Source organism: Variovorax sp. SPNA7 (assembly GCF_033807855.1).
Taxonomy (GTDB): Bacteria; Pseudomonadota; Gammaproteobacteria; order Burkholderiales; family Burkholderiaceae_C; genus Variovorax; species Variovorax beijingensis.
The window spans coordinates 44,972-69,484 of record NZ_CP138514.1 but is presented as its reverse complement, the minus strand read 5'-3'; the positions used below and the strand labels follow the sequence as shown (position 1 = coordinate 69,484).

At 66.3% G+C, this 24,513-nt stretch carries 30 protein-coding genes and 1 pseudogene; 16 read left to right on the top strand and 15 right to left on the bottom strand.

The annotated features are described in order from the left end of the window. Positions 1-47: 47 nt before the first annotated feature. Together RZE77_RS28075 and RZE77_RS28070 are read right to left on the bottom strand one after the other, a co-directional pair. Positions 48-221 (bottom strand): hypothetical protein, encoded by a 174-nt coding sequence (locus RZE77_RS28075; protein ID WP_319443005.1) that lies wholly within the window; start codon positions 219-221, stop codon positions 48-50. Positions 222-258: 37 nt separating this feature from the next. Further along, complete coding sequence (locus RZE77_RS28070) at positions 259-1,164, bottom strand: LysR family transcriptional regulator (RefSeq protein WP_319443004.1); 906 nt, start codon at positions 1,162-1,164, stop codon at positions 259-261. A gap of 84 nt (positions 1,165-1,248) precedes the next feature. On the opposite strand from RZE77_RS28070, the gene mdlC reads away from it, so the two are divergent. From mdlC to RZE77_RS28030, 8 genes are read left to right on the top strand one after another with little or no spacing between them, the layout of a single operon-like run. After that, complete coding sequence (mdlC, locus tag RZE77_RS28065) at positions 1,249-2,877, top strand: benzoylformate decarboxylase (protein WP_319443003.1); 1,629 nt, start codon at positions 1,249-1,251, stop codon at positions 2,875-2,877. A 41-nt stretch (positions 2,878-2,918) separates the two neighbouring features. After that, the gene (locus RZE77_RS28060) at positions 2,919-4,370 is read left to right on the top strand and encodes an aldehyde dehydrogenase (RefSeq protein WP_319443002.1); all 1,452 of its coding nucleotides are present in this window, start codon (positions 2,919-2,921) and stop codon (positions 4,368-4,370) included. Positions 4,371-4,390: 20 nt separating this feature from the next. Beyond that, complete coding sequence (locus tag RZE77_RS28055) at positions 4,391-5,356, top strand: Bug family tripartite tricarboxylate transporter substrate binding protein (protein WP_319443001.1); 966 nt, start codon at positions 4,391-4,393, stop codon at positions 5,354-5,356. A gap of 23 nt (positions 5,357-5,379) precedes the next feature. Beyond that, positions 5,380-7,143: an FAD-dependent oxidoreductase gene (locus RZE77_RS28050; protein ID WP_319443000.1), complete on the top strand. Its 1,764-nt coding sequence runs from the start codon at positions 5,380-5,382 to the stop codon at positions 7,141-7,143. Continuing rightward, a complete protein-coding gene (locus RZE77_RS28045; protein ID WP_319442999.1) occupies positions 7,140-8,102 on the top strand; it encodes a Bug family tripartite tricarboxylate transporter substrate binding protein in 963 nt (320 codons plus the stop codon). Before RZE77_RS28050 ends, RZE77_RS28045 begins: the two co-directional genes overlap by 4 nt. Before the next feature lie 15 nt (positions 8,103-8,117). Next, positions 8,118-8,966 carry an intradiol ring-cleavage dioxygenase gene (locus tag RZE77_RS28040; protein ID WP_319442998.1) on the top strand — a complete coding sequence of 283 codons (849 nt, stop codon included), beginning with the start codon at positions 8,118-8,120 and terminating at the stop codon, positions 8,964-8,966. A gap of 36 nt (positions 8,967-9,002) precedes the next feature. After that, the gene (locus RZE77_RS28035) at positions 9,003-9,317 is read left to right on the top strand and encodes a Dabb family protein (protein WP_319442997.1); all 315 of its coding nucleotides are present in this window, start codon (positions 9,003-9,005) and stop codon (positions 9,315-9,317) included. Between the two features lie 26 nt (positions 9,318-9,343). Continuing rightward, positions 9,344-10,420 carry a maleylacetate reductase gene (locus RZE77_RS28030; protein WP_319442996.1) on the top strand — a complete coding sequence of 359 codons (1,077 nt, stop codon included), beginning with the start codon at positions 9,344-9,346 and terminating at the stop codon, positions 10,418-10,420. A 91-nt stretch (positions 10,421-10,511) separates the two neighbouring features. Here the strand turns inward: RZE77_RS28030 and RZE77_RS28025 are convergent. The 5 genes and pseudogenes from RZE77_RS28025 to RZE77_RS28005 all read right to left on the bottom strand — a co-directional run. After that, positions 10,512-10,748, bottom strand: a pseudogene (locus RZE77_RS28025) (helix-turn-helix domain-containing protein); the annotation flags it as partial. 83 nt (positions 10,749-10,831) lie between these two features. Beyond that, entirely contained in the window at positions 10,832-11,680 is an 849-nt protein-coding gene (locus RZE77_RS28020) for an SDR family NAD(P)-dependent oxidoreductase (RefSeq protein WP_319442995.1), read from the bottom strand. A gap of 22 nt (positions 11,681-11,702) precedes the next feature. Further along, a complete protein-coding gene (acuI, locus tag RZE77_RS28015; RefSeq protein WP_319442994.1) occupies positions 11,703-12,689 on the bottom strand; it encodes an acrylyl-CoA reductase (NADPH) in 987 nt (328 codons plus the stop codon). A gap of 9 nt (positions 12,690-12,698) precedes the next feature. After that, positions 12,699-13,559, bottom strand: coding sequence for an oxidoreductase (locus RZE77_RS28010; protein WP_319442993.1), 861 nt, complete (start codon positions 13,557-13,559; stop codon positions 12,699-12,701). An 82-nt stretch (positions 13,560-13,641) separates the two neighbouring features. Then, the gene (locus tag RZE77_RS28005) at positions 13,642-14,241 is read right to left on the bottom strand and encodes a TetR/AcrR family transcriptional regulator (protein ID WP_319442992.1); all 600 of its coding nucleotides are present in this window, start codon (positions 14,239-14,241) and stop codon (positions 13,642-13,644) included. A gap of 159 nt (positions 14,242-14,400) precedes the next feature. Here RZE77_RS28005 and RZE77_RS28000 point away from each other — a divergent pair, with 159 nt between their 5' ends. Then, positions 14,401-14,862: a carboxymuconolactone decarboxylase family protein gene (locus tag RZE77_RS28000; protein WP_319442991.1), complete on the top strand. Its 462-nt coding sequence runs from the start codon at positions 14,401-14,403 to the stop codon at positions 14,860-14,862. Positions 14,863-14,887: 25 nt separating this feature from the next. Here the strand turns inward: RZE77_RS28000 and RZE77_RS27995 are convergent, their stop codons facing one another. The 4 genes from RZE77_RS27995 to RZE77_RS27980 all read right to left on the bottom strand — a co-directional run bounded on the left by RZE77_RS27995 (position 14,888) and on the right by RZE77_RS27980 (position 17,406). Beyond that, complete coding sequence (locus RZE77_RS27995; RefSeq protein ID WP_319442990.1) at positions 14,888-15,880, bottom strand: serine hydrolase domain-containing protein; 993 nt, start codon at positions 15,878-15,880, stop codon at positions 14,888-14,890. Between the two features lie 44 nt (positions 15,881-15,924). Beyond that, a complete protein-coding gene (locus RZE77_RS27990) occupies positions 15,925-16,128 on the bottom strand; it encodes a hypothetical protein (RefSeq protein ID WP_319442989.1) in 204 nt (67 codons plus the stop codon). Between the two features lie 48 nt (positions 16,129-16,176). After that, a complete protein-coding gene (locus tag RZE77_RS27985) occupies positions 16,177-16,662 on the bottom strand; it encodes a hypothetical protein (protein WP_319442988.1) in 486 nt (161 codons plus the stop codon). 174 nt (positions 16,663-16,836) lie between these two features. After that, positions 16,837-17,406 carry a hypothetical protein gene (locus tag RZE77_RS27980; protein WP_319442987.1) on the bottom strand — a complete coding sequence of 190 codons (570 nt, stop codon included), beginning with the start codon at positions 17,404-17,406 and terminating at the stop codon, positions 16,837-16,839. Between the two features lie 78 nt (positions 17,407-17,484). Between RZE77_RS27980 and RZE77_RS27975 the strand changes: the two genes are divergently transcribed. From RZE77_RS27975 to RZE77_RS27950, 6 genes are all read left to right on the top strand, one after another. Continuing rightward, positions 17,485-17,667, top strand: a complete 183-nt coding sequence (locus tag RZE77_RS27975; RefSeq protein ID WP_319442986.1) for an alpha/beta fold hydrolase — start codon at positions 17,485-17,487, stop codon at positions 17,665-17,667. A 12-nt stretch (positions 17,668-17,679) separates the two neighbouring features. Beyond that, a complete protein-coding gene (locus tag RZE77_RS27970) occupies positions 17,680-18,390 on the top strand; it encodes an alpha/beta fold hydrolase (protein WP_319442985.1) in 711 nt (236 codons plus the stop codon). An 86-nt stretch (positions 18,391-18,476) separates the two neighbouring features. Then, positions 18,477-19,073, top strand: a complete 597-nt coding sequence (locus RZE77_RS27965; RefSeq protein ID WP_319443430.1) for a TetR/AcrR family transcriptional regulator — start codon at positions 18,477-18,479, stop codon at positions 19,071-19,073. A gap of 24 nt (positions 19,074-19,097) precedes the next feature. Next, the gene (locus tag RZE77_RS27960; RefSeq protein WP_319442984.1) at positions 19,098-19,391 is read left to right on the top strand and encodes a YciI family protein; all 294 of its coding nucleotides are present in this window, start codon (positions 19,098-19,100) and stop codon (positions 19,389-19,391) included. Between the two features lies 1 nt (position 19,392). After that, a complete protein-coding gene (locus RZE77_RS27955) occupies positions 19,393-20,004 on the top strand; it encodes a DNA-3-methyladenine glycosylase I (protein ID WP_319442983.1) in 612 nt (203 codons plus the stop codon). An 18-nt stretch (positions 20,005-20,022) separates the two neighbouring features. Beyond that, the gene (locus RZE77_RS27950; protein WP_319442982.1) at positions 20,023-20,331 is read left to right on the top strand and encodes a LysR substrate-binding domain-containing protein; all 309 of its coding nucleotides are present in this window, start codon (positions 20,023-20,025) and stop codon (positions 20,329-20,331) included. Between the two features lie 71 nt (positions 20,332-20,402). Here the strand turns inward: RZE77_RS27950 and RZE77_RS27945 are convergent, their stop codons facing one another. Further along, positions 20,403-21,173 carry a glutathione S-transferase family protein gene (locus tag RZE77_RS27945; protein WP_319442981.1) on the bottom strand — a complete coding sequence of 257 codons (771 nt, stop codon included), beginning with the start codon at positions 21,171-21,173 and terminating at the stop codon, positions 20,403-20,405. A 95-nt stretch (positions 21,174-21,268) separates the two neighbouring features. Between RZE77_RS27945 and RZE77_RS27940 the strand changes: the two genes are divergently transcribed. Beyond that, complete coding sequence (locus RZE77_RS27940; RefSeq protein ID WP_319442980.1) at positions 21,269-21,925, top strand: dihydrofolate reductase family protein; 657 nt, start codon at positions 21,269-21,271, stop codon at positions 21,923-21,925. A gap of 15 nt (positions 21,926-21,940) precedes the next feature. Here RZE77_RS27940 and RZE77_RS27935 read toward each other — a convergent pair whose 3' ends face one another. The 3 genes from RZE77_RS27935 to RZE77_RS27925 are packed head-to-tail and all read right to left on the bottom strand — an operon-like array spanning position 21,941 to position 24,494. Further along, positions 21,941-22,357, bottom strand: a complete 417-nt coding sequence (locus RZE77_RS27935) for a RidA family protein (protein ID WP_405547851.1) — start codon at positions 22,355-22,357, stop codon at positions 21,941-21,943. Beyond that, positions 22,347-23,501, bottom strand: coding sequence for a DSD1 family PLP-dependent enzyme (locus RZE77_RS27930; protein WP_405547850.1), 1,155 nt, complete (start codon positions 23,499-23,501; stop codon positions 22,347-22,349). The genes RZE77_RS27935 and RZE77_RS27930 overlap by 11 nt, the downstream gene beginning before the upstream one ends. A gap of 6 nt (positions 23,502-23,507) precedes the next feature. Further along, positions 23,508-24,494, bottom strand: coding sequence for a tripartite tricarboxylate transporter substrate-binding protein (locus RZE77_RS27925; protein ID WP_319442978.1), 987 nt, complete (start codon positions 24,492-24,494; stop codon positions 23,508-23,510). Between the last annotated feature and the right edge of the window lie 19 nt (positions 24,495-24,513).

Here is a 24,513-nt window from a genome sequence, read left to right as displayed (position 1 = left end):
CGCCGCTGCAGGCGGACGGCGTCCGGTTTGTCGAGTTGGCACCTGCTTCACGCCTCTCCCAGGGTGATCGTCTGATAGATGCCGACACCGTGTACGCCCTGTTTCTGGAGTCGCTCGACTCCTAGGCCGTTCTGACGCGGTCCGACTTTGTGGTGCATGGGCACACCGATCGCGCAGGTCTCCTGCATCTGGCCGAAAGCTTCCTGCAGCAGTTGCAGCACACCTCGACAAGGCGGCAACATTCCAGCGTCTGCGTACCTAGTCCTTGAAAAGACCGATGAAGAGATTCCGCATCCAGTGGTGCGCCGGATCCGATTCGAACCGGCGGCTCCAATGCAGCGACACCGTGAAGGCGCTGCGGGGCAGCTCTGCCGGAAGCACCGCATAGCGCTTCGGCTCGATGAACCTGCGCGCGATCGCCTGCGGCATCACGACGGCGAAATCGGTGCGCGCAATGATCGCCGGCAGCGCCAGGAAATGCGCCGAGTTGAGCACCAGCCTTCCATCGAGCCCGAGCTGCTGCAGGATGCGGAAGGTCTCCGAGTGCGAGCGCACGGCCACGTACTCCAGGCGCCGCAGGTCCTGAATGGTCATGCGGGCATCCACCGCCTTCGACCCTTTGGCCATCGGGTGCCCTGCCCGCACCACCACCGCGTAGCGATCGCGCAGCAGTTCGACGCGCTCCGTGCCGCTGACCGAAGGCAGAAACCCGAGTGCGAAATGGATGGCTCCGGTTTCGAGCGCATCGGTGATCTCCCCGTGCGGCAGCGGCGTCGTGTGCACCCGTATGCCGGGTGCCTGGCGGTGCAAGGCTTCCATCAGTTCCGGCAGCAGCCGGGCCTCGCCGATGTCGTTCATGTGCAGCCGGACGGTCATGCGCGAGCGCGACGGGTCGAAGGTGTCTTCGTCCCGCAGCACATCCTCGATGGCGGCCACGGCGGGCTGAACGACGCTTGCCAGCCGCTCCGCACGCAGCGTCGGGCGCATGCGCCCATTGGCGCGCACGAAGAGCGCGTCGCCCAAGGCGAGCCGCAATCGCGTCAGGCCTTGGCTGGCAGCCGGTTGCGACAGCCCCAGCGCATCGGCGGCATGGCTGACGCTGCCGAGGCGGTACACAGCCTCGAACAGCCGGAGCAGGTTCATGTCCAGCTTTTCAGTATGCATGATGCTTATTTTGCTCTAGACATTTCATTGTATTGATGAATACCAGATGAAGCGCAAAACTGCGGACCTCATCTAGGAGCATTCATGGATCGACGCGTCGAACTTCCCGCGCAAGCGCCCCTCCCGGCCGGCAGCACCCTGACCGTGCGGGATGCGGTTTTCAGGCTGCTGCGCGCATTCGGCATGACCCGCGTGTTCGGCAACCCCGGCTCGACGGAACTGCCGATGTTCATCGACTTTCCGGAAGACTTCCGCTACGTGCTCGGGCTGCAGGAGTCGGTGGTCGTGGGCATGGCGGACGGCTACGCGCAGGCCACGCACAACGCGGCATTCGTCAACCTGCATTCCGCGGCCGGCGTCGGCCATGCGATGGGCAACATCTTCACGGCCTTTCGCAACCGCACGCCGCTGGTGATCACGGCCGGCCAGCAGGCGCGCTCGATCCTGCCCTTCGAGCCCTTCCTCGGCTCCACGCAGGCACCGGAGCTGCCGAGGCCTTACGTCAAGTGGAGCGTCGAGCCGGCGCGGGCCGAGGACGTGCCGCTGGCGATCGCGCGGGCCTACTACATCGCGATGACGCCGCCGCGCGGTCCCGTGCTGGTCTCGATCCCGTCGGACGACTGGGACGTTCAGACCTTGCCGGTCGATGCACGCGAGGTCAGCCGCCACGTGCGCGCGGACCCCGACCTTCTCGCGCGCATTGCCGCAGCCCTCGATGGCGCCCGCTCCCCGGCGTTCGTGGTCGGTGCCGCCGTCGACCGCGACGAGGCCTGGAAAGAAGCAGTTGAATTGGCCGAGCGGCACAACGCCCGCGTGTACGTCGCGCCCATGTCGGGCCGATGCAGCTTTCCGGAAGACCACCCGCTGTGGGGCGGCTTCCTGCCGCCGATGCGCGAGCGCATCGTCGAGCGGCTCGCCGGCCACGACCTCGTATTTGCGCTCGGCGCGCCGGCGTTCACCTACCATGTCCCGGGCCATGGGCCGCACCTGCCCGAAGGGACCGAGCTGGTGCAGCTCACGGACGATCCTCAGGTTGCAGCCTGGGCGCCGACAGGAACCTCCGTGGTCGGCAGCATCCGCCTCGGGTTGCTCGACCTGCTCGAGTGCAGCACGCCGGGCAGTCGTCCGGCACCACCTGCCCACGTGCGGCCGCCGCGCGTTGCAGAGCCCGAGCCGGGCGAACGCCTGCCGGTGGCGTGGGTCCTGCAGACGCTGGCCGACGTGCGCGCGCGGGGCAGCATCGTGGTCGAGGAAGCACCCAGCGCACGGCCCGTGATGCACGCCCACCTGCCCGTCTTCGAGTCGGAAACCTTCTACACCATGTGCAGCGGCGGCCTGGGTTTCGGCCTTCCGGCTGCTGTGGGGGTGGCGCTGGGCAAACCTGGCGCACGGGTCATTGCATTGGTGGGCGATGGCTCGGCGATGTATGCCATCCAGGCGCTGTGGAGCGCCGCCCAGTTGGCGCTGCCGGTCACGGTGCTGATCCTGAAGAACCGCCGCTACGCCGCGCTGTATGAGTTCGCCCGCATCTTCGGCTACCGGCCCGAGGCGCATGTTCCGGGCACCGACCTGCCCGATCTCGATTTTGTCGCGCTGGCTGGCGCGCAAGGCATGAAGGGGCTGCGCGTCAACACCGCGGAGCAACTGCGTCCCGCATTGCACCAGGCCCTGCAATCGACCGCACCGATGCTGGTCGAGATCGAAGTGGCCTGACGGGTTTTTTTGCTTTTCCAAATCTACAAGGAGACAAGACGATGGGCACGATATCGATGTTGATCAATGGCGAGGACCGCCAGGCTGCGGACGGTGCCACCTTCGAGCGTCGCAATCCGCTCGACGGCACGGTGGCGACCATCGCGCCGGCCGCTACGAAGGCCGACGCCGTGGCAGCGGTCGAAGCCGCCGCGGCCGCGTTTCCGGCCTGGTCCCGCACCGGGCCGGGCGCACGCAGGGCGCTGCTGCTGAAGGCCGCAGAGGCCATCGAAGCCAAGGCCCAGGCCCTGACGGATGCCATGGCCTCCGAGACCGGCGCCGGCGCCCCATGGGCCGGGTTCAACGTGCACCTGGCCGCCGGCATGCTGCAGGAAGCGGCCGGCATGACGACCCAGATCAGCGGTGAGGTCATTCCCTCCGACGTGCCCGGCAGCCTGGCCCTGGGCCTGCGCCGCCCGGCCGGCGTGGTGCTCGGCATTGCGCCTTGGAATGCACCGGTGATCCTCGGCGTGCGAGCGATCGCCACGCCGCTGGCCTGCGGCAACACGGTGGTGTTCAAGGGCTCGGAACTCAGCCCGGCCACGCACGGGCTGATCGTCGAAGCATTCAAGGATGCCGGCTTCCCGCCGGGCGTCGTCAACTTCGTGACCAATGCGCCGGCGGATGCGGCCGAGGTGGTCGAGGCGATCATTGCCCATCCAGCGTTGCGCCGCGTGAACTTCACCGGCTCCACCCGCGTCGGCAGGCTGATCGCGCAGACCTGCGCGAAGTACCTGAAGCCGGCGGTGCTGGAGCTCGGCGGCAAGGCACCGCTGGTCGTGCTGGACGATGCCGACCTCGACGCCGCGGTCAACGGCGCGGCCTTCGGTGCCTTCGCCAACAGCGGCCAGATCTGCATGAGCACCGAGCGCATCATCGTGGACCGCAAGATCGCGGATGCCTTCGTCGCAAAGCTCGCCGCCAAGGCCGTACAGCTGCCGCTGGGCGATCCGCGCAAGGGGCCGGTGGTGCTGGGTTCGGTGGTGGACGCGAGCACTGTCGAGCGCTGCAACGCGCTGATCGACGACGCGCTTGCCAAGGGCGCGAAGCTCGTGTGCGGCGGCAAGGCCGACAGCACGCTGATGCCCGCGACGCTGCTCGACCACGTGACGCCGCAGATGCGCATCTACCATGAGGAGAGCTTCGGTCCCGTGAAGCCGGTGGTGCGCGTCGACGGCGTCGACGAAGCGGTGCGCGTGGCCAACGACAACCCGTACGGGCTGTCCGCGGCGGTGTTCGGGCGCGACATCGCCCGTGCCTGGGAAGTGGCCAACCGCATCGACTCCGGCATCTGCCATGTGAACGGCCCCACCGTGCACGACGAGGCCCAGATGCCCTTCGGCGGCGTGAAGGACTCGGGCTACGGCCGCTTCGGCGGCAAGGCCGGCATCGACGCCTTCACCGAACTGCGCTGGCTCACGGTGCAGACCACCGACCGCCACTATCCGTTCTGATGAAAAGCAGGAGACAACCCATGAAATCCCTGCTTGCAACCGCGGCGCTGGCGTTCGGCCTCGGCCCGTGCGGCATGGCCCAGGCCCAGGACTGGCCCCGGCAGCCGATCAAGATCGTCGCCAACTTCGCGCCCGGCGGCGCGGCGGACCAGTTGGCCCGCGTGATCAGTGCGCCGCTGCAGGAAGCCCTCGGTCAGCCGGTGCTCGTCGAGAACAAGGGCGGCGCGGGCGGCAACCTGGGCGGCGAGTTCGTCGCCAGGTCGTCTGCCGATGGCTATACCTTCCTGATGAGTTCCGGCGGCATGGTGTCGATCAATCCGCACATCTACGCGAAGATGCCGTTCGACCCGGCGAAGGATCTCGTCCCGGTCGCATCCGTTGCACGCGTGCCGTTCTACCTGGTGGTTCGTGCCGACAGCCCGGTCAAGGACTTCAAGGGACTGGTCGCCGACCTCAAGGCAAACCCCGGCAAGCGCTCGTTCGGATCGCCCGGCAACGGGAGCTCGCCTCACCTCGCGGCGGAAATGATGACGGGCCAGACAGGTACCACGGCCATCCATGTGCCCTACCGCGGCGCGGCGCCCGCGCTGACCGACCTGCTGGGCGGCCAGATCGACTTCCTCTTCGACCCGGGAATCAGCATCCAGCACGTGAAGACCGGCAAGCTGCGCATGCTTGCTGTGGCAAGCCTCAAGCGCGCGCCCCAGATGCCCGAGGTGCCCACGCTCGACGAACTTGGCCTCAAGGGCTTCGACGCCGATGCCGTGTTCGGCCTCTACGCGCCTGCCGGCATGCGGCCGGCCGTGGTCGAGCGGATCAATGCCGAGGTAAACCGCGCGCTCGCACTGCCGGCTGTCAGGGCAACCATCGAAACCCTCGGCAACGTGCCGGAGCCTCTCACGCCCGCGGCCTTCGGCGACAAGGGCGCGGCCGACTTCAAGCGGTTGGGCGCCGTGATCCGGGAGCGCGGCATCCGCGCCGACTGATGCATGAAGAAGAAAGACAACCGATGACCGCCACGCCCCGGCCTGCAGCCGGCCACCCTCCCCTCATCGCCACGGACGTGCTGATCGCCGGCGGCGGCCCTTGCGGGCTGATGCTCGCCAACGAGCTCGGCCGACGAGGCATCCGCTGCCTGCTGATCGACGCCAAGCCGGGCACGGCCTTCAACCCGCAGGCCAACGCGACCCAGGCCCGCACAATGGAGCACTTCCGCCGGCTGGGCTTCGCGCACGAGATCCGCGCGCTGGGCCTGCCCGCCGATCATCCGACGGACATTGCCTACTTCACACGCTTCGCCGGCCATGAGTTGGCACGCATCAGCTTGCCCACGGCCGCCGAGGCGGCGGTCAAGGTCAAGACCATGACGGGGTCCTGGAGCGCCGCCGAGCTGCCGCATCGCGTGTCGCAGAAATTCGTCGAACAAGCCCTGCGCCGCCACGCGCAGGCCTGGCCTTCCGCCGATGTGCGCTATGGCTGGCGGCTGGAGCGGTTCAGCGACGACGATGGATCGGTGAGCGCCACTGTCCGGCCGAGCGAAGGAGGTCCGGCGCAAGACGTGGTCGCAAAGTTCCTGATCGGTGCCGATGGCGCGCGCAGTCTGGTCCGGCAGCAGCTGGGCATCGAATGGGGCGGCGTGAGCGGCATCCAGCGCGAGTTCATGGGCGGCAAGATGTTCGCCATCTACCTGCGCGCGCCCCAGTTCCTCTCTGCACTGCAATCTCCCAAGGCCTGGATGTACGTGGCCGTCAACCACGAAAGGCGTGCCTTCATGGCCTCGGTGGACGGCGTGTCCGAGTACGCCTTCCATGCGGCGCTGCGCCCCGGCGAAGACGCTGACGGTTGGACCGAGGCCGATGCGCGCCGCGTTTTCGCAGAAGCGGTGGGCGCGCACGTGCCGATCGAAATTCTCTCCATGGGCACCTGGCTCGCGGGTCACGCGCTGGTGGCACAGCGCTTGCACAAGGGCCGGGTCTTCATTGCGGGCGATGCGGCACACCTGTTCACGCCCACCGGCGGGCTGGGCTACAACACGGCCGTCGAAGACGCGGTCAACCTGGGCTGGAAGCTCGCGAGCGTGATCCGCGGCCAGGCACCGCTGGCGCTGCTCGACAGCTACGAGGCCGAGCGCAGGCCGCTGGCCGAGCGCAACACGGGCTACGCGCGCAAGTTCGCCGACTCGGTGGGGCTCTTCGCGGCAAAGCCCGAGCTGGAAGAAGCCTCCACGCGGGGCGATGCCGAGCGCAAGCTTGCGGGCCAGCACTTCGATGCGCATGCCCGGCTCGAATTCAATATTCCGGGCGTGACCTTCGGCGGGCGCTACGACGGTTCGCCGATCATCTTCGGCGACGGGGCTGTGCTGCCGCCGGACGAGCCGAATGCCTACACACCCACCGCCAGCCCGGGCGGCCGGCCGCCACACGCGTGGCTCGACGACGGGCGTTCGCTGTTCGACCTTTTCCACGCCGAATGGACCCTGCTCGCGCTGGGGCCTGATGCCCCCGCTACCGAGGCCTTCGAAGCCGCGGCCCGGGATCTGGAAATGGATCTGCGCGTCGTGCGGTTGGCGCAGCCTTCCCTGCGCGAGCTCTATGAAGCGCCGCTTGCGCTGATTCGCCCGGACCAGATCGTGGCATGGCGCGGTGCAACTGCGAACGATGCAGCCGGCGTGCTGTCCCACGTCACGGCCCGGCCTTGCTCCGCAGTACCTCACGTCACTTCGAAACCCTCAACAACGATCTCCGTCGATGCGACGGGAGGAAACCGCGCATGAAAGTCAGCACCCCGCTTCTTCGTCTCGCCGTCCTGGCGACGGCCTTGGCAATCGCTCCTTCGGCATTTGCGCAGGCTTGGCCAACCAGGCCGGTCCGCCTCGTGGCGGCCTTTCCGCCGGGCACTCCGGGCGATGTGATCGCGCGGTTGATACAGCCGGCGCTTCAGGCCGCCTGGAACCAGCCGGTCGTCATCGAGAACAAGACAGGCGCCGGAGGCAACCTGGCCGCCGGGGAAGTCGCGCAAGCCAAGGACGGCCACACCCTGCTCGTCGGGCCCGACACCATCCTCACCATCAATCCCCATCTGTACAAGAAGCTGGGCTTCGATCCGAGGGCTTCGCTCAAACCCGTCACCTACTTCGCGAGCTTCAACCAGTTGCTGGTGTGCAATCCGGCCGCTGAAGTCCCAACGCTCGCAAAGTTCATCCAGTTGCCTTCCACCCGGCTGTATGCCTCCGGCGGCGCGGGCACGCCAAGCCACATGGCCATGGAGATGCTGCTGGCCACCACCGGAACCAAGCTCACCCATGTGCCCTACAAAGGGCCCGGCCCTGCCGCGCAGGACGTGATGGGCGGCCATGTGGACTGCGGCTTCATCGTCTCCTCCGTCGTCCTGCCGCATGTTCAGAGCGGACGGCTGCGCGCGATTGCCGTCTCCGGAAAGGAAAGATCGGGCCTGCTGCCCGGCGTTCCGACGGTTGCCGAGAGTGGACATCCGGGCTTCGATGCCACCTTCTTCGAGACCCTTGCCGCGCCGTCGAGCTTGCCGGCCGCTACCGTCGAGAAGATCCAGGGCGACGTGCGTGCCGCGCTCCAGGCTCCGGCCGTCAAAGCGCGCTTGGCGGAGATGGACCTGCGTGTAGAGGGCTACAGCACCCAGGAAGCGCAACGGCGCAGCCAGGAAGACTTTGCCAAGTGGGGTACGGTCGCGCAGCGGACCCAACTGCAGCTGGACTGAAGGAGAGTAGCCATCATGCGCAATCTGGACCATCACACCATCACCGACGCCGTGCTTGCGCGGCAGGCGCAGGCGGCGGACCCGCGGCTCAAGCGCATCATGGACAGTCTCGTGCAGCACCTGCATGCCTTTGCACGCGAGGTGGAGCTGACCGAAGAAGAATGGTTCAGGGGCATCGAGTTCCTGACCCGCTGCGGCCACATCACCGACGACAAGCGACAGGAGTTCATCCTCCTGTCGGACGTGCTGGGCCTGTCGATGCTGACGGTGGCGCAGAACAACGACAAGCCTGCCGGCTGCACCGAGGCGACCGTCTTCGGCCCGTTCCACGTGGAAGGCGCGCCCCGCTACGAACTTGGCGCGAACATCTCCAACGGCGCGCCCGGCGTTCCGTGCCTGGTGCGCGGCACGGTGCGCGGCATCGGCGGCGAGCCGGTCGGCAACGCCCGCATGGACGTGTGGCAATCGGACGAAGACGGCCTGTACGACGTGCAGCATCCGGATATCGACCATGCGCAGGCGCGCGGCATCGTGCACGCCGACGGCGAGGGCCGCTACCACTTCCGCTCGATCCTGGCCGTTCCCTACGCCATTCCGCACGATGGCCCGGTGGGCGATCTCCTGAAAGCGACCGGCCGGCATCCCTGGCGGCCCGCGCACCTGCACTTCCTGATCGAGGCCGACGGCTACGAGAAGCTGATCACGCACGTGTTCCGCAGCGACGACCGCTACCTGGATTCGGATGCGGTGTTCGGCGTGCGCCAGTCGCTGATTGCCGATTGGAAGCAGCAGCCGGATGGCTCCTACCTCGTCGAGTACGACTTCGTGCTGAAGCCCGTCCGGCAGAACGCCGCGGACGTCTGACATGCTGCCCGGGTCGACAACCGCGAAAGCCAGGCAATGATCCGGCACATCGTCATGTGGGATGTGAGCGGCGATACGACCAAGGAAAAGCAGCGAAACATGGACCGCATTCAAAGCGGCTTCCATGGTCTGCGCGGCTGCATTCCCGGATTGCTCCACCTGGAGGTCGGTGTGGATCTCAGCAAGATTGACTATGCCTGCGATGTTGTCTTGTACAGCGAGTTCGAATCCTGGGAAGCATTGGCCGCGTATGCGCTGCATCCCGAACATCTGCGGGTACGCGACGAACTGGCTGGCGTCCGCATCGCACGGCATCAGGTGGACTACGAAGTCCGGGCCGGCAGCGCCTGAGATCATCACGACATGGCAGGAATCGAATGAAGGACTTCGTCTACAACGGCCAGCCGTCGCGAGTGGTGTTCGGTGCCGGCTCCCTGGCGCACCTGGAGCGTGAGATCGAGATCCTCGGAGCGCGTCGTGCGCTGGTGCTGTGCACGCCTGAGCAGCAGGGGCAGGCGCAGATGGTTGCCGAGCGTCTCGGCGCTCGTGCCGCTGGCGTTTTTGCGCGCGCAGTCATGCACGTGCCCATTGAGACCGCGCGCGAGGCCCGAGACGAGGCGCGCCGGCTGGGCGCCGACTGCGCAGTTGCCATCGGCGGTGGCTCGACCACCGGCCTGGGCAAGGCCATCGCGCTGGAATCCGGCTTGCCGATCCTTGCGATCCCCACGACCTATGCGGGCAGCGAGATGACGCCGATCTACGGCATCACCGAGAGCGGCTTGAAGAAGACCGGCAAGGACGCGCGCGTGCTGCCTCGCACCGTACTCTACGACCCGGAGTTGACGCTGACGCTGCCGGTTTCCCTGAGCGTGACCAGCGGCATAAATGCGATTGCACACGCGGCCGAAGGCCTGTATGCGCGCGACGGCAATCCCGTGATGAACCTGATGGCCGAGGAAGGCATTCGCGCCCTCACCAGGGCGTTGCCGGCCATCCGCCAGCGCAGCGACGATGTCGGTGCCCGCGCAGACGCGCTGTACGGTGCCTGGCTGTGCGGTACGGTACTTGGCAACGTGGGCATGGCGCTGCACCACAAGCTGTGCCACACCCTGGGCGGCAGCTTCAACCTGCCGCATGCCGAGGTGCACACGGTGATGCTGCCTCAGGCCATCGCCTTCAACGCGACCTCGGCGCCTGAAGCCATTTCCCGAATCGAACGCGCCCTCGGGTCGGCGGAGCCGCGCAGCGCCGCAGCCGACCTCTTTGACCTGGCGCGAGATAACGGCGCACCAGTGGCATTGCGAGACATTGGCATGAAGGAGGCAGACCTCGACCGCGCTGCAGATCTCGTGGTGAACAACCCCTACTGGAACCCGCGAGAGATCGGCGTAGCCCAGCGAGGCGAGATTAAGGAACTCTTGCAAAAGGCTTTTGAGGGCATTCGGCCTGAGTAAGCTGACCCGAGATTTCCATCGAAACTACCCCACCCGCTCTGTGAGCCCGAAGGCTTCACGATGTGGATAAGTGTTTGATGTTCTCCTTTGTGTGGACCTGCCGCAGATTGCGTGGCTGTTTCCGCGATCTGATGGCCTCGACCGCGAGCCAGATCGCGAGCTTGCTTGAGCCCGCCCGCTTGGCGTAGCGCGGCGCTTCGTCGCCCGCTCGCAGGTACTTCTTCACGGTGTTGCGAGACAGGCCTGTACGCCTGGCTATCTCGCGAATGGACATCTGCTCGCGCAGGGCCCAGCGTCTGATGACACTCAATGTCGCCACGTCTATCACTCCTAGGATCCCCTGCCTTAAAAATGAGCAGGGTAGGGTTTTACGTGGGTCAGTCTTAGACGGAAATTAGTGCCTTAGCCGGGTCAATTTTCAGTGGCAATCAACACTCTTCGGGCCGGCAGCGCGAGCCGCGGCTTGCCAAGCACCTGGGTCGCCACCCGCGACGCGAACCGCCGCGTCACGAATCGCACGCTGAAGCACGAGAGCTTGTTGAACAGGCCGGGGATGACCGTGCGCTTGCCGCCCAGCATCGCGCGGATGGCGGCGTGCGCCACGAACTCCGCGCTTTTCGTCGATGCGTTCGCGATCCACGAGTAGTCGCCCCCGCCGGACGCCGCGTGGAAGGCCGTTTCGGTGCCGCCGGGGCAGACGCAGGTCACCGACAGCGGCGTGCCGCGGTGCTCGTCATGAAGGCCCTCGCTGAAGTTGCGCACGAACGCCTTCGACGCGGCGTACAGCGCCATGTTCGGCACGGACTGGTACGCGCCCGTCGAGGCGATGTTCACCATGTGCGCAGGTCCGGTGCTTGTCTTGCGTGCATCGACGAAGCAGCGCGCGAGCGCGACGAGCGAGGTCACGTTGAGCTGGACGAGCTCCGCGTCGCGCGCCCAGTCGACCTCGTCGAAGCGGCGGAAGTAGCCGAACCCGGCGTTGTTGATCAGGATGTCGATCGGGCCGCCGGCGATCGCCTCGTTCCACAACGCGCGCGCGGCATCGGGCTTGCCGAGGTCCGCGGTGATGATCTCGATCTTGACGCCCTTGCAGGTCGCGGCGACCGCTTCGAGTGCGTCGCGTCGCCGCGCCGTCAGCACGAGATCGACGCCGAGCGCCGCGAGCTCACGCGCGATGGCCGCGCCGATGCCGCTGGATGCGCCGGTCATCAACGCGCGCTTGCCGGTGCGGGCGGCCGTGTGGGTATTCAGATCGCTCATATTTTCCCTCGGTTCTGCGTACTCATGCGTTGACGTCAACAACGGTACGGCCCTGGATTTTTCCTGCGAACAATCGCTCAACGGCTGCAGGCACCTCGGCAAGGCCAACCACGTGTGTCGCTCGCGCGAGCTTGTCCAGATCCAGGTCCCGCGCCAGCCGTGACCAGGCCTCGATGCGCACGTGTTGGGGTGCATTGACCGAATCAATGCCGGCCAGCGTCACATTGCGCAGGATGAATGGCAGCACCGAGGCCGGAAGATCCATGCCCTGGGCCAGGCCGCAAGCGGTGACCACGCCTCGATACTTTGTCTGTGCCAGCACGTTGGCCAGCGTGTGGCTGCCGACCGAGTCGACGGCGCCGGCCCATCTTTCGCGGGCGATCGGTGCCCCCGGTTCCGAAAGCGTCCGGCGATCGATGATGTCGGCTGCCCCCAGGTTGCGCAGATAGTCGCTTTCCTCCAGTCGCCCCGTGGAGGCAAGAACCCGGTAACCGAGACCGGACAGCAGGGCGATGGCGATGGAGCCGACCCCGCCATTGGCGCCCGTCACGAGAACGTCGCCATGTTGAGGCATGAGCCCGCCGTGCTCGAGCGCCAGCACGGACAGCATCGCGGTGTACCCCGCCGTTCCGATGGCCATCGCGTCTTTGGTGGACAAGGCTGCCGGGAGCTTGACCAGCCATTCGCCTTTCACGCGCGCCTGCTGCGCATAGCCACCGTGATGGGTCTGGCTCAAGCCCCAGCCATTGGCGACGACGCGGTCGCCAGCGGCGATGCCAGGGTAGGAAGAAGTCTTGACTGTGCCGGCGAAGTCGATGCCGGGAATCAAGGGGAATTGGCGAATCACCTCCGCGCGGCCGGTGATGGCCATCGCGTCCTTGTAGTTCACGTTGGAGTAATCGACGTCGACCACGACGTCTCCGGGCATGAGGTCTTGTTCATTCAGCGAGACCACGCTGGTGGTGATCTTGTCACCTGCCTTGTTGGCGAGCAGTGCTTGGAAGGTCATCGTCTTCTTTCAGATGGAGTGTTGTTTGGGATGGCGTGCGAGATGGCCGGCCGCCTGTGCGTCGAGCCGGAGGTCCTTGCGCACTCCGGCGTCCAGCAAGCTGGCGGGTGCAAACCTGCGCAGCAGGCGCAGGCGGCTGGCCATGCCGGGTGCGTAGTGGGTCTTGGGCTGTGCGGCCGTGGCCGCCTTCAACACGATGTCGGCCACCACCTCAGGTCCTTCTGCACCCGCGATTCCCTCCTTGAGCCGCTGCTCCATGCCCGCGCGAATGTCGCGGTACATGTCCAGGGGTTTGTCTGGCTGCATCGAATTCGCTTCGAACGGCGTGTTGATATAGGGAGGCTCCACCACCGAGACGCGAATGCCCTGCGTGCGCAGTTCATGGTCCAGCGATTCCGAATAGCCGGCGACCGCATGCTTGGTGGCGGAGTACAGCGCCATGTAAGGTGAGGGCAGGAACCCCACCACGGAGCCGATGTTGATGATGCGGCCACTCCCCTGGCGACGCATATGAGGCACGACGGAGCGGATCATCCGCACCATGCCGAAGAAGTTGGTGTCGAAGATGGCCTGGGCCTGGGCAATCGAACTCTCTTCCGCGCCGGCTGGAGCGACTCCGAAGCCGGCGTTGTTGACCAGCAGGTCGATGCGGCCCTCCAGCTGGATCAGTTGCCGGACCACAGCGTCGACCGACGCGTCCTGGGTCACATCGAGTGGCAGCATCTTGAACGTTCGCTGGCCCACCTCGCCGCCGCCACGGCGGCTGGTGCCGTATACCTTGTAACCAGCCTTCGAGAGCTGCTGCGCAATGGCTTCGCCTATGCCGGACGAGGCCCCTGTCACGAGGGCCACCTTGTTCTTCGTGTTCATCCTGTTTTTCCTTCAGTGTTTGACATTCGCATGATGCTCGTCATATTTTTTGGCGAGCAAAGAATCGATGGGTTCAATGGCGTCAGGCGATGGGCAGGTGCTTCAAGGCAGCCGCTCGCAGGCTGTCGGACAGCGCAGGCTCGTCGACCACGCGGGCCAGCAGCAAGGTGCCGACCATGGTAGCGACGGTCACGAGGGCGCGCTCGTGGACACCGGCCTGCCCCCAATCTGGCGACTGGCGGGCAACAAGATCGACCATTTCCTTGATGTACCGGGTGGTCACTCGCCGGACTTCGGGGGTCTGGCGCACGGTTTCCGAGCCCAGCGCCGCCAGGGGACAACCCTGCTCTATCTGCTCCAGGTTTTCTCGCGAAAGATAGGCGTGGAGCATGTAGGTCAAAGCCTGCTCCGGGGGCACGCTGGCAGCCGCGTCTGCCGCGAGGGCTGCCGACTCCGCACAGGCCCGCTCCGCTGCTTCCGCCAGCATGGCCTCGCGCGAGGCGAAGTGGGCATAGAAGGCGCCATGGGTCAGGCCGGCCTCCTTCATGATGTCGGCGACTCCGGTTCCGTCATAGCCGCTGCGACGGATCGCCCGCGCAGCAGCCGAGACGATGCGCTCGTGTGAGGCTTCCTTGGCTGCCGTTCTGACGGGATGTTTTGACTTTCGCATGATGTTCATCATATATGATTTCAAAAAAAAGTGCTGATGATGTTTGGGGCGATAGCCACTCATGTGGCCGAGGCATGGTCGCGCGGTACCGGGCGCCGCACCTGTCACAAGGCAATGTGCCCGCCCGTCTAAGAGGTGTTTCCCCAACCCTCAAGCTACAAGGAGCTCACCATGTCCTCAGCCCGACTCGACTATCACGCCCTCGCGCCCGCGGCAGCGCGCGCCGGCACCCAGTTTTCCCACGCCGCCGGCCGTACGCTGGACAAGCGCCTGCGTGAATTGGTGAACCTGCGCATCAGCCAGGTCAACGGCTGCGCTTTCTGCATCGACATGCACTGGGCCGACTTGCTCAAGCAGGGCATGGACCCGCGCCATGTCAACGCTGTGGCCGGCTGGCGCGAGGCCGAGCGCTTCTTCAGCGAAGCCGAGCGCGCAGCGTTCAACTGGGCGGAGGCCGTCAACGCGGTGCCGCAGCGCACGCCCAGCGACGCGGACTTCGACGCAGTGAAGCGGCACTTCAGCGACGCACAGATCGCAGATCTTTCGTTCGCGGTCTGCGCGATCCGCTCGTGGAACATGCTCAATGACAGCTTCCACACGCAGGTGCCCGAAACGCCGTACACCGTCGGCTGAATCCGCCCGGCGGGACGGGTGTCAATCAACGGGATAGCTCGTTCGCACGCTGCTGCGCTGCCGGTAAGAGCCGCCGGATGATCAGCTTCTCGGCCTGCAAGCGCTGCAGGCTCTCGCGCGATACCGTCGAAGTGGTTGCTATCACCAGATCCAGAGACGGACGGACCCAGACGTACTGTCCTCCGATCCCGCTAGCAATGAAGGGCGGGCGAGCGGCATCGGAGCGCACGACCCACCACATGTAGCCGTAAGGCAGGCGCAAGGGCAGCCCCCCTTCACTCTGACGGCGCGTTGCCTCGCGAACATAGGTCTCGGGCAAGATCTGCCGGCCCGCCCAAACGCCGTTCTGCAAATACAGTTGGCCGAGCTTCGCCATGTCGAGCGTGCGCATGCGCAGCCCTTGTCGATAAGAGGGTTCAGCCAGCGCCAGCGGTTCGACGAGGTGCCGCCTGGCGTAGTCGGCCACGGACATGCCGGTGGCCTTCTCCAGGACGGCGGACAGCACTGGAATCAACGCGCTGTCATAGGCGAACGCGCGGCCCGGATCGTTACGCATCGGCCGCTTCCACGCGTCTTGAGGGTTCCCGGCCGGCGCCGCCAGCTCGTTCACCTCGAAGCCCGCAGTCATCGTCAGCAGGTGGCGCACCGTGATCGCTGCAGCCCGCGGGTCAGGGTTCAGACCCACCCACTCGGGCACCAACGAGACGATGCGCTCATCGAGGCTTGCAAGATGGCCCTGGCCCAACGCAATACCCGTCAGCGTGGACAGCGCGCTCTTTACCACCGAGCGCACATCGCGCAGAGTGTCGGGCGAGCCGTCGCGGTAGAACTGATAGACGACGCGGCCTTGCAACACGACAACCGCGCTCTGCACGTCGGGGGAATCTTCCCTGATTGCCTGATCGAGCCCGGCGAACGCCACCGCATCCTGGGCCTGCTCGGCCGCCGAGGACTTCCTCCATTCGGCGGGCCGCTGTGCCTGTACCGTCGGGGCCAAAGCGGCGAGCAAGAAGAGCATGCTGCAACGCAGCTTCCAACGGCGGATCACATGGCATCCAACGGCTAGTTCGCCGTCCGGTCGCTGCGGCGCTTGGCGTCGGCCTCGATGTCCTCGGGTGAAAGAGGGACCAGCGGCCCCTGGGTCACTGCACGCGAGTAGCGTTCTCCGTCGGCGGAGTTGAATATCTTGAACCACTTCCACCACCCATATGCGGCGACGGCCACGATAGCAAGGATGGTGATGACAACCCACGGATCTGCCAGCATCGCTGCAACTCCTTGAATGCACCGGTGCATGGGCACCAGTCCGCATGCTCATTGTGGACAATCATCGGTCAGCGTGCACTCCGCGCAGTCCACCGCCAATGTTGGAGCCTTGGCGCAGCGCTGCAACGCTGCAACGCAGCGACACCGAAAAGGCACTGCCTCGGTGAAGTCACCAGACCAGAATACGTCACAAAGCCCATCCCACACGAGTTCAATGTGCCCGGCGTTAACGCGACCGAATGCCAGGGTCGTGTCATACACGTCGTGGTGGCCGAACACATGCATCAAGCCGAGTTCGGGATGAGGACATGCAGCCTCCGACTTTCTTCTCCACGAGGTGCTTGTGCCTTCCAGCCCGCTTCCTGTATGTGCTGGCAGCCGCAGGCCTTGGTGATACAGCCTGGGCGCCCACATCTCGCCGTCGAACTCCTTCGGCGCTGTCTCGATTTCCACGCTCCACAGCCCGCCGGAATTCTGGACGACGGCCGATGCGACGTCGAATTTCCGGTCTCTGAGACTCACGTAGCTGGTCATAGGGGCTGGCTTTGAGAGCGAACTGGAAGGTGCTGTACAGAGGTCTGGTCCTGGCCGGCTGCAGGCCGTCGCGACGTTCGGACAGCCGTAGTATCAATCCGCTCCGACAGACTTGCGACGACGGATTTTCAGAGCCGACACCGCACGGTCGATGCGCCGTTGCCGGCGCCTCGTTCAATCCGCAGCGAGGCGCTTGAACACCGCCTGGAGCAAGCCGAGATTCGACGCATCCGCGGCCACGGCATCTCGGCGGAACGAACTGCTGTCGTAGGGCGAATAGCTGTTGATGGGGTTGTCGATGGCCGGGCGCACCGGCACGACATAGGTGCGGAGCTTTCCATCGAAGCTGTACCGCTCGTTGTTGCGCGGGAGAGGCGTCAGCGCCGAACCCTCTGCCAAGGTGTTGGCAAGATGGCGCCTGACGCTTTCCGTGTCGACGCCGTAGGGCCCTGCGCTCTCCACGACAACGCTCTCCCGTCCGGTGCGAGCAGCCAGTTTCTGGATGACGAGACTCTCGTTGGCCGCGTGGCTGGCGACCTCGCCGGCGATCGCGGGAGTCACGCTGAAGAGCGAACCGGCGCAGAGGGCGAGTGCCACGCGGCCGAAAGTGAAATCCAAACTCATCAAGAACTCCTTCGCCTGGGCGGCACTGCGGAAATCGAGGTTATAGCCGAACGGGTCGATTTTCCGATGAGGGCGTCGGTCGGCTGGTACGGCTTGGGCCGTTTCTGCGAATGCAGACACGCTGTAGCGACCTGCGCTGACAAGAGGCGAATTTCCGGAAGCCAGAATTGATGCATGGGAACCAGGAAGCCACCCGCCTTGAAGCGAAAGCCCCTGCCGGGCAGCACGGGCGATGACATCAAGACGGAACGGCTTCGCCTCTCCGGCGGCATCGAGCTGTCGTTCACCACCGCGGGCGAGGCGTCCAGGCCCGCCCTGTTGCTGTTGCACGGAACCCCGAACTCGGCCCGCCTGTTCCGGGCGGTCGTGCCCGCGCTGTAGCAGGCCGCTTTCGTGATCGCACCGGATCTGCCCGGCCACGGCGAGTCCGAGCCGTTGCCGGCGCCCTCGTTTCCCGTCATCGGCCAGGCGATTTCCGAACTGCTGGATTCGCTCGAGATCGGGCCGCGATTCATCTACCTGCATGACTGGGGAGCGCCCGTGGGCCTGCAGATCGCGATGCAGGCGCCCGAGAAAGTCCTGGGCCTCATCGTGCAGAACGCCAACGCGCACCGAACGGGGTGGGGACCGGGATGGGCCGCAACGCAGGCCTACTGGGCGCAGCCCAACGCAGAAAACCAGGCGGCGGCGACCGCGCACCTGACCCTCGCAGGCACACGCGACACCTACATCGCCGGCGTCCCGCCGGAAGTGGCCGAGCGCATCCCCGCTGAGCACTGGGAAGAGGATTGGCGGGTGATGAACCTGCCGGGCCACATGGACACTCAGCGGGCGCTGATCGCGGACTACGCGAACTACGCCGCCCGCTTCGGCGCCATCGCCCAGTACCTCGAGCGTTGGCAGCCCCCTGCCCTCATGGTGTGGGGAAGGCACGATATCTATTTCGACCTGGCCGAGGTTCTGTCCTGGATGCGTGTGCTGCCCAGGATGGAAGCCCATGTCCTGGATGCAGGCCACCTGCTGCTCGAAACCCATGCGGATGCCGCCGTTGCGCTGATGCTCGACTTCATCAGGCGTGCCCAGGCGCCTTCCACGGGTGCATGAGGTCCATCGGCAAGCCGAAGTGATCTTCGATTGACAATATAGGACACACGTCCTACAGTTTGCGCCTTCTTTAGGTCAACTGTCCTATTCAAGCCTTGCCTACCCGCGACAGCATCGTTCAAGCCGCCGACGCCTTGTTCTACGAGCGCGGGTTCGAGCACACGTCCTTCGCGGACATCGCGGATGCCGTGAAGATCTCGCGCGGCAACTTCTACTATCACTTCAAGACGAAGGACGAGATCCTCACGGCGGTCGTTGCCGAGCGAATGGAGCGCACGCGAGCAATGTTGACGCAGTGGGAGACCGAGGGCGGCAGTCCTCAGGAGCGCATCCGCCTGTTCATCACCCTGCTGATCCGCAATCAAGCCAAGATCATGCGCCACGGCTGTCCGGTCGGCACCCTTTGCACGGAGCTGGCCAAGCTCGGGCACCCGGGGCAAGGCGAGGCCAACGCCATCCTGGACCTCTTCCGCGCATGGCTGCGAGGGCAGTTCCGCCAAATGGGCCGAGGCAAGGAAGCGGACGCGCTCGCCCTGCATCTCCTGGCGCGCAGCCAGGGAGCGGCGGTACTTGCGCAGTCTCTGCGCGACAAGAAATTCGTGCAGCAGGAGGTGGCGCTCATGAGTGCCTGGCTCGAGTCCTGTGCGCCGGTGAAGACGACGGCCTCCGGACGTTCGCGTTAGCCATCTTTTCAGGAAAGGTCATTCATGTTCTGTGTGTTCCTCAAGTTCTCGAGCAACAAAGGCCAGGCATCACGCCACATGGCAGAGCACAAGCGATGGATAGAGCAGGGATTCGAAGATGGCGTCTTCCTCCTGACAGGCAGCCTCTCGGGCAATCAGGGCGGCACCGTCCTGGCACACAACACCACCCGCGAGGCGCTGGAAAATCGCGTGGCGCTGGATCCCTTCGTGGCGCAGGACGTGGTCAAGGTCGAGATCGTGGAGATGGCGCCCGGCAGGGCCGACGAACGCCTGCAGTTCCTGGTGGAACGTACCTGAAATGGGCTCGACCCTCCTCGGGCCCGATGGGCAGCCGCGGTGTCGCTGGTGCGCCGCCGCCCCCGAATTTCTCCACTATCACGATACTGAATGGGGCTTCCCCGTCACGGATGACCAGCGCCTCTTCGAGAAACTGTGCCTGGAAGGCTTTCAGTCGGGGCTGAGCTGGCGCACCATCCTGGCCAAGCGAGAGAACTTCCGGAAAGCCTTCCTGGGCTTCGACTACCGGCGTGTCGCGCGCTTGGGCGAACGTGATGTCGAGCGATTGCTCGGCGACAGCGGCATCGTGCGCCATCGCGGCAAGATCGAGGCTGTGATTCACAATGCGCGCATGGCCGAGGAGATGGCGCAGCGCGAGGGATCGCTGGCGTCTTACTTCTGGCGCCACGAGCCGAACCCTGCGCAGCTTGCAGAGCCGCAAACCGCTTCTACGTCGGCGTCCTCGCAGGCGTTGTCCAAGGACTTGAAGAAACAGGGCTGGAAGTTTGTCGGGCCCACCACTGTGTATGCCTTCATGCAGGCCGTGGGGCTGATCAATGACCATGCTGCCGGCTGCGTGACACGCGCCCGGGTCGAACAGGCGCGCCGGGCGCTTGCATTGTCGATCCCCTGAGGTCAGGTTCCGAAGTGTTTGGCCGAGCGCTACGCGGCCTGCGGCCACGTGGTGACTTCACGCCACGGCCGGACCGTAGGACCGGTCGACGACGCGCTCGCGGCGATGGGCCTGGTACGCAATACCGCGGTCGTGGTGCCCAGCTTCAGCACCGCCCTGTCGATAGCGGCCGCGACCGAGCTGGTTGCATTGATACCGTCCTCCTACTTCGAACACCTGAGGGCGCGGGGCACGCTGCGCTCGTTTCCGCTGCCGATGCCCACGGAGCAGATCACCGTATCGCAGATGTGGCATCCGCGCCTGGATCGGGATCCTGCGCATCAGTAGCTGCGCGGAATGGTGCTGGAGGTTTGCCGGCCACTGAACGAGCGGACAAGCGCGCCGTGATTGCATTCACGTCACAGCGACAGCGGCAGCCCCAGGTGCCGCTCGTACATCAGGTCCCGGTGCCGGAGCAGCACAGCGTCCAGCGCGGCGTCGGTCACCGGCTCGCGGAATTCGAAAGCCTGTCGCGTGGCGGGATCCATCTCGCAGATGGCGTGCGGCAACGGACGCATCAGCGCCAGCGCGGTCGCGCTGTAGATGTCCACGGCCGTAAGGCTCTTGCCGATGTAGTAATCGCTGCCGGCCGCCTGCTGTGCCTTCAGGCGCGCCGCCAGCATCTTCAGCACGGCCACCACGCGCGCGAGTGCACCCGCGCCCGCCTGCGGACTGAAACCGTACTTCTTGCCGATGTATGCGGCAGCCTGCGCAGCGAAACCGCCTTCTCCTGCCAAGCCGGCCTGCACCAGTTGCAGGCGGCGCGACCAGGCCAGCCCCTGCTCGCCGCAGATCTCGTGGGCGAGGCCGAACATCAGCGCCCGGTCGGCGGCATCGGCCGGCAGGAGCGACGGCTGCGGCGCGAGCCGCTCGCACAGCAGCAGGATGTCTGCCCAGCCCGAGCGCGGCGCCTCGTTGTTGTAGATGGCCACGGGCGCATTGCGCTGGCCGGCCCACTCCTTGAGTTGCGGGCTGTCGTAGGCCAGGCGCACCGCTTTCCACGGGATGCCTTTCACACGCAGGATGCCCTTGGCCGCTTCGGACCACGGACTGGGAATGTGGCCCACGACCACCATGCGCAGGCCGGTGCCGGCAATGGCTTCTTCAACGCTGATGTATTCGATGCTCATGCGCGCATTCTGCGCGACGCCATGGCCTCGAACGATGGTTCGTCGGGGCGCCGCCAGCGCTAGACTGAGGCTCCCTTCTTGCAGGAAATGACACCATGGCCCGATTGCTCGTGCGCAGCTTCGGCGTTTCGCTCGACGGCTTCGCCGCCGGTCCGGACCAGAGCCTGGAGCATCCGCTGGGCGTTCGCGGTCCCGAACTCATGGACTGGTTCATTCCCACGCGCGTCTGGCAGCAGATGCAAAAGACCGGCGAGGCGAACGGCGAGACCGGCATCGACAACGAGATGGCCGAACAAGGCTTTGCCGAGATGGGCGCCTGGATCCTCGGGCGCAACATGTTCGGGCCGGTGCGCGGTCCCTGGCCCGACGAAAGCTGGAAAGGCTGGTGGGGCGACGAGCCCCCGTACCACGTGCCGGTCTTCGTGCTGACCCACCATGCCCGCGCGCCGCTGACCATGCGCGGCGGCACCACCTTTCACTTCGTCACCGGCGGCATCCACGAAGCCCTCGCACTGGCGCGGGCCGCCGCAGGCACGCGCGACGTGCGCGTGGGCGGCGGCGTGGCAACCGTACGCGAATACCTGAAGGCCGGGCTGATCGACGAACTGCACCTCGCCGTGCATCCGGTGCTGCTGGGCAAGGGCGAGGCGCTGTTCGCAGGCCTGGATCTGCCGGCGCTGGGCTACCGCTGCGAACGGCAAGTGGCGGGCGAGCGCGCCACGCATGTGTTCCTGCGACGTAGCGTGCCTTGAGAGCAGCTCGCCCACTCACGCAAGCGCCATCGCCTCCACCTCGACCTTGAACCCGAAGTGCAGCGGCCCGGTCGGCACGACGGCTCTGGCCGGGCGCGATGGTCCGGCCCACTGCGCATAGATCCTGTCGAAGGCCGGCCAGTTGGCGATGTCGTCGAGGTAGACCCTCACCTGCAGCAGCTTGTCGATGCCCGAACCCGCGGCCAGCAAGGCGGCCTGCACGTTCGCCAGCGTCTGCGCCGCCTGGGCTTCGAACGCCGCATCGGCCAGGCGCTCGCCGGCCGGCGTGATCGGCAGTTGCCCGGCGATGAAGACCAGGCCGCTGCCGATGGCGGCATGGCTGTAGTGGCCGCCCGGCCTGGCCAGCGCGGGCACCGCGACATGGACCGGGCCCGACATGCTGTTGGACTCGGCGGCGTTTTCACCAGCCATGGAAACGCTCCCAGGTTTGCACCGTGCCGTCCGCGGCCAGCGCCTGGTAGGCAGGAAACTGCGCGCCGGTGGCGCAGGCATGGTTGGGCAATATGCGCAGCCGGGTTCCGGCCGGGAAGCGCGCCGCGATGTCCGCGTCCGCAGCGCCCTCGCGCGACAGGATGCCGTGCTCCTGGTTGGCGGCCGACAGCAGGTAGCCCTCGATCGGCACCCCGTCCACGGTGCACACCTGGCCATAGCCGTAGTCGCGCTGCTGCTTGCCCGTGCCCCGGTCGCGGCTCATGGCCATCCAGCCGGCATCGACGATGGCCCAGCCCTTGTCGGCCTGGTGCCCGATGACGGTGGTGAGCACGCTCAGCGCGATGTCTTCGGTGCGGCAGACGCCCACGTTGCGCATCACCAGGTCGAAGAAGACATAGACCCCGGCGCGCAGTTCGGTCACGCCTTCGAGCGACGCAGCTTCCAGCGCCGTGGGCGTGGAGCCTACCGACACGATGGGGCACGGCAGGCCCGCGGCGCGCAGGCGTTCCGCGGCCTGCACACAGCCCGCGCGTTCCTGCTCGGCCAGGGCGGCCAGGGCCTCGGGCGTGTGCAGTTCGTAGCTGGAGCCCGCATGCGTGAGCACGCCGGCCAGGCGCATGCCGCCCTCGTGCAGCACGCGGCCGACCTCGAGCAGCAGGTCCTCGCCCGGCTTGATGCCGGAGCGGTGGCCGTCGGTGTCGATCTCGATGAGCACCTCGAAGGCGTGGCCGTGCGCGCGGCCGTATTCGGCGATGGCCCGCGCGCCCTCGACGCTGTCGGTCAGGATCTGCAGCGCGCAGCCGCGCTGGCGCAGGTCCAGCGCATGCGCGAGCCGGTGCGGCGCCATGCCGACGGCATAGAGGATGTCGGTCACGCCGCGGGCGAAGAACTGGTCGGCCTCCTTCAGCGTCGACACCGTGATGCCGGCCGCGCCGGCGGCAAGCTGGGCCGCGACCACATCGGCGCATTTGCTGGTCTTCACGTGCGGGCGGAAGCGCACGCCCAGCGCATCGGCCTGCTGCTGCATGCGCGCGATGTTCCGCTGCATGCGCGGAAGCGACACGACGGCTGCGGGGGTGTCGATATCGGCGAGATTTGGGGGGTTGTTCTGCATGTTGTTCATTTCGGATCAGTCCAGGTATTGGCCCTTGGCCTTGAGGGCCGGCACATCGTCGCGGATGCCGCGCGCGATGAGCGCGGTGACGGCCGCGGGCGTTGCATCGGCGGGTGCGGGCAGGTCGACGCCCAGCCCTTCCATCTGCTTGCGCAGCGCCGAATCGCCGACCGCCTGCTGCAGCGCGCCGGTCAGCCTGGCGAGCACGGGCTGCGGGGTGCCGCGCGGGGCGAAGAAGGCATTCCAGGAACGCACGTCCAGCGCATGGCCGCCTTCCGCCGCGGTGGCTGCACGCGGCAGCTGCGCGAGGCGCGTGCCCGACAGCACGGCGATGGCCTTGATGCGCCCACCGGCGATCTGCGGCAGTGCGGTTGTGGTCTGGTCGCACATGAAATCGGTCTGCCCGCCCATCAGGTCGTTGACCGCCGGCGCGACGCCCTTGTAGGGCACGTGCGTGGCGTTCTGGCCGAGGGAAGACAGCAGCAGCACGCAGCCATAGTGCGAGATCGACCCCACGCCCGCGCTGCCGTAGGAGGCCTTGTCCTTGTGCTTCGCGAGCCAGGCGCCGAACTCGCGCAGGTCGTTGGCCGGCAGGTCGGCGCGTGCCAGCAGCAGCATCGGTGCCGCGCCTGCGGGGCCGATCGGCGCGAAATCGGCGACAGGGTCATAGGCCAGCTTCTTGTACAGCGCGAGGTTGGCCACGTGCGTGCCGATGCCTCCGAACGAGATCGTGTAGCCGTCGGCGGCGGCCTTGGTCGCCTTCGTCAGGCCGATGACGCCGTTCGCGCCGCCGAGGTTCTCGATGACGATGGGCTGGCCCAGCGGCGCAGCCATCTTCTGTGCGACAGCGCGGGCCAGTGCATCGCTGGGACCGCCGGCGGGGAAAGGAACGATGAGCGTGACGGGGCGGCTCGGAAACGCCTGTGCGAAGGCGCCGGACGCGGCCAGCAAGCCGGCACAGAGGGAAGCAAGGCTGCCGGCCAGGCGAAGGGAGCGGATCATGGGCAGGTCCTGGAGTGGT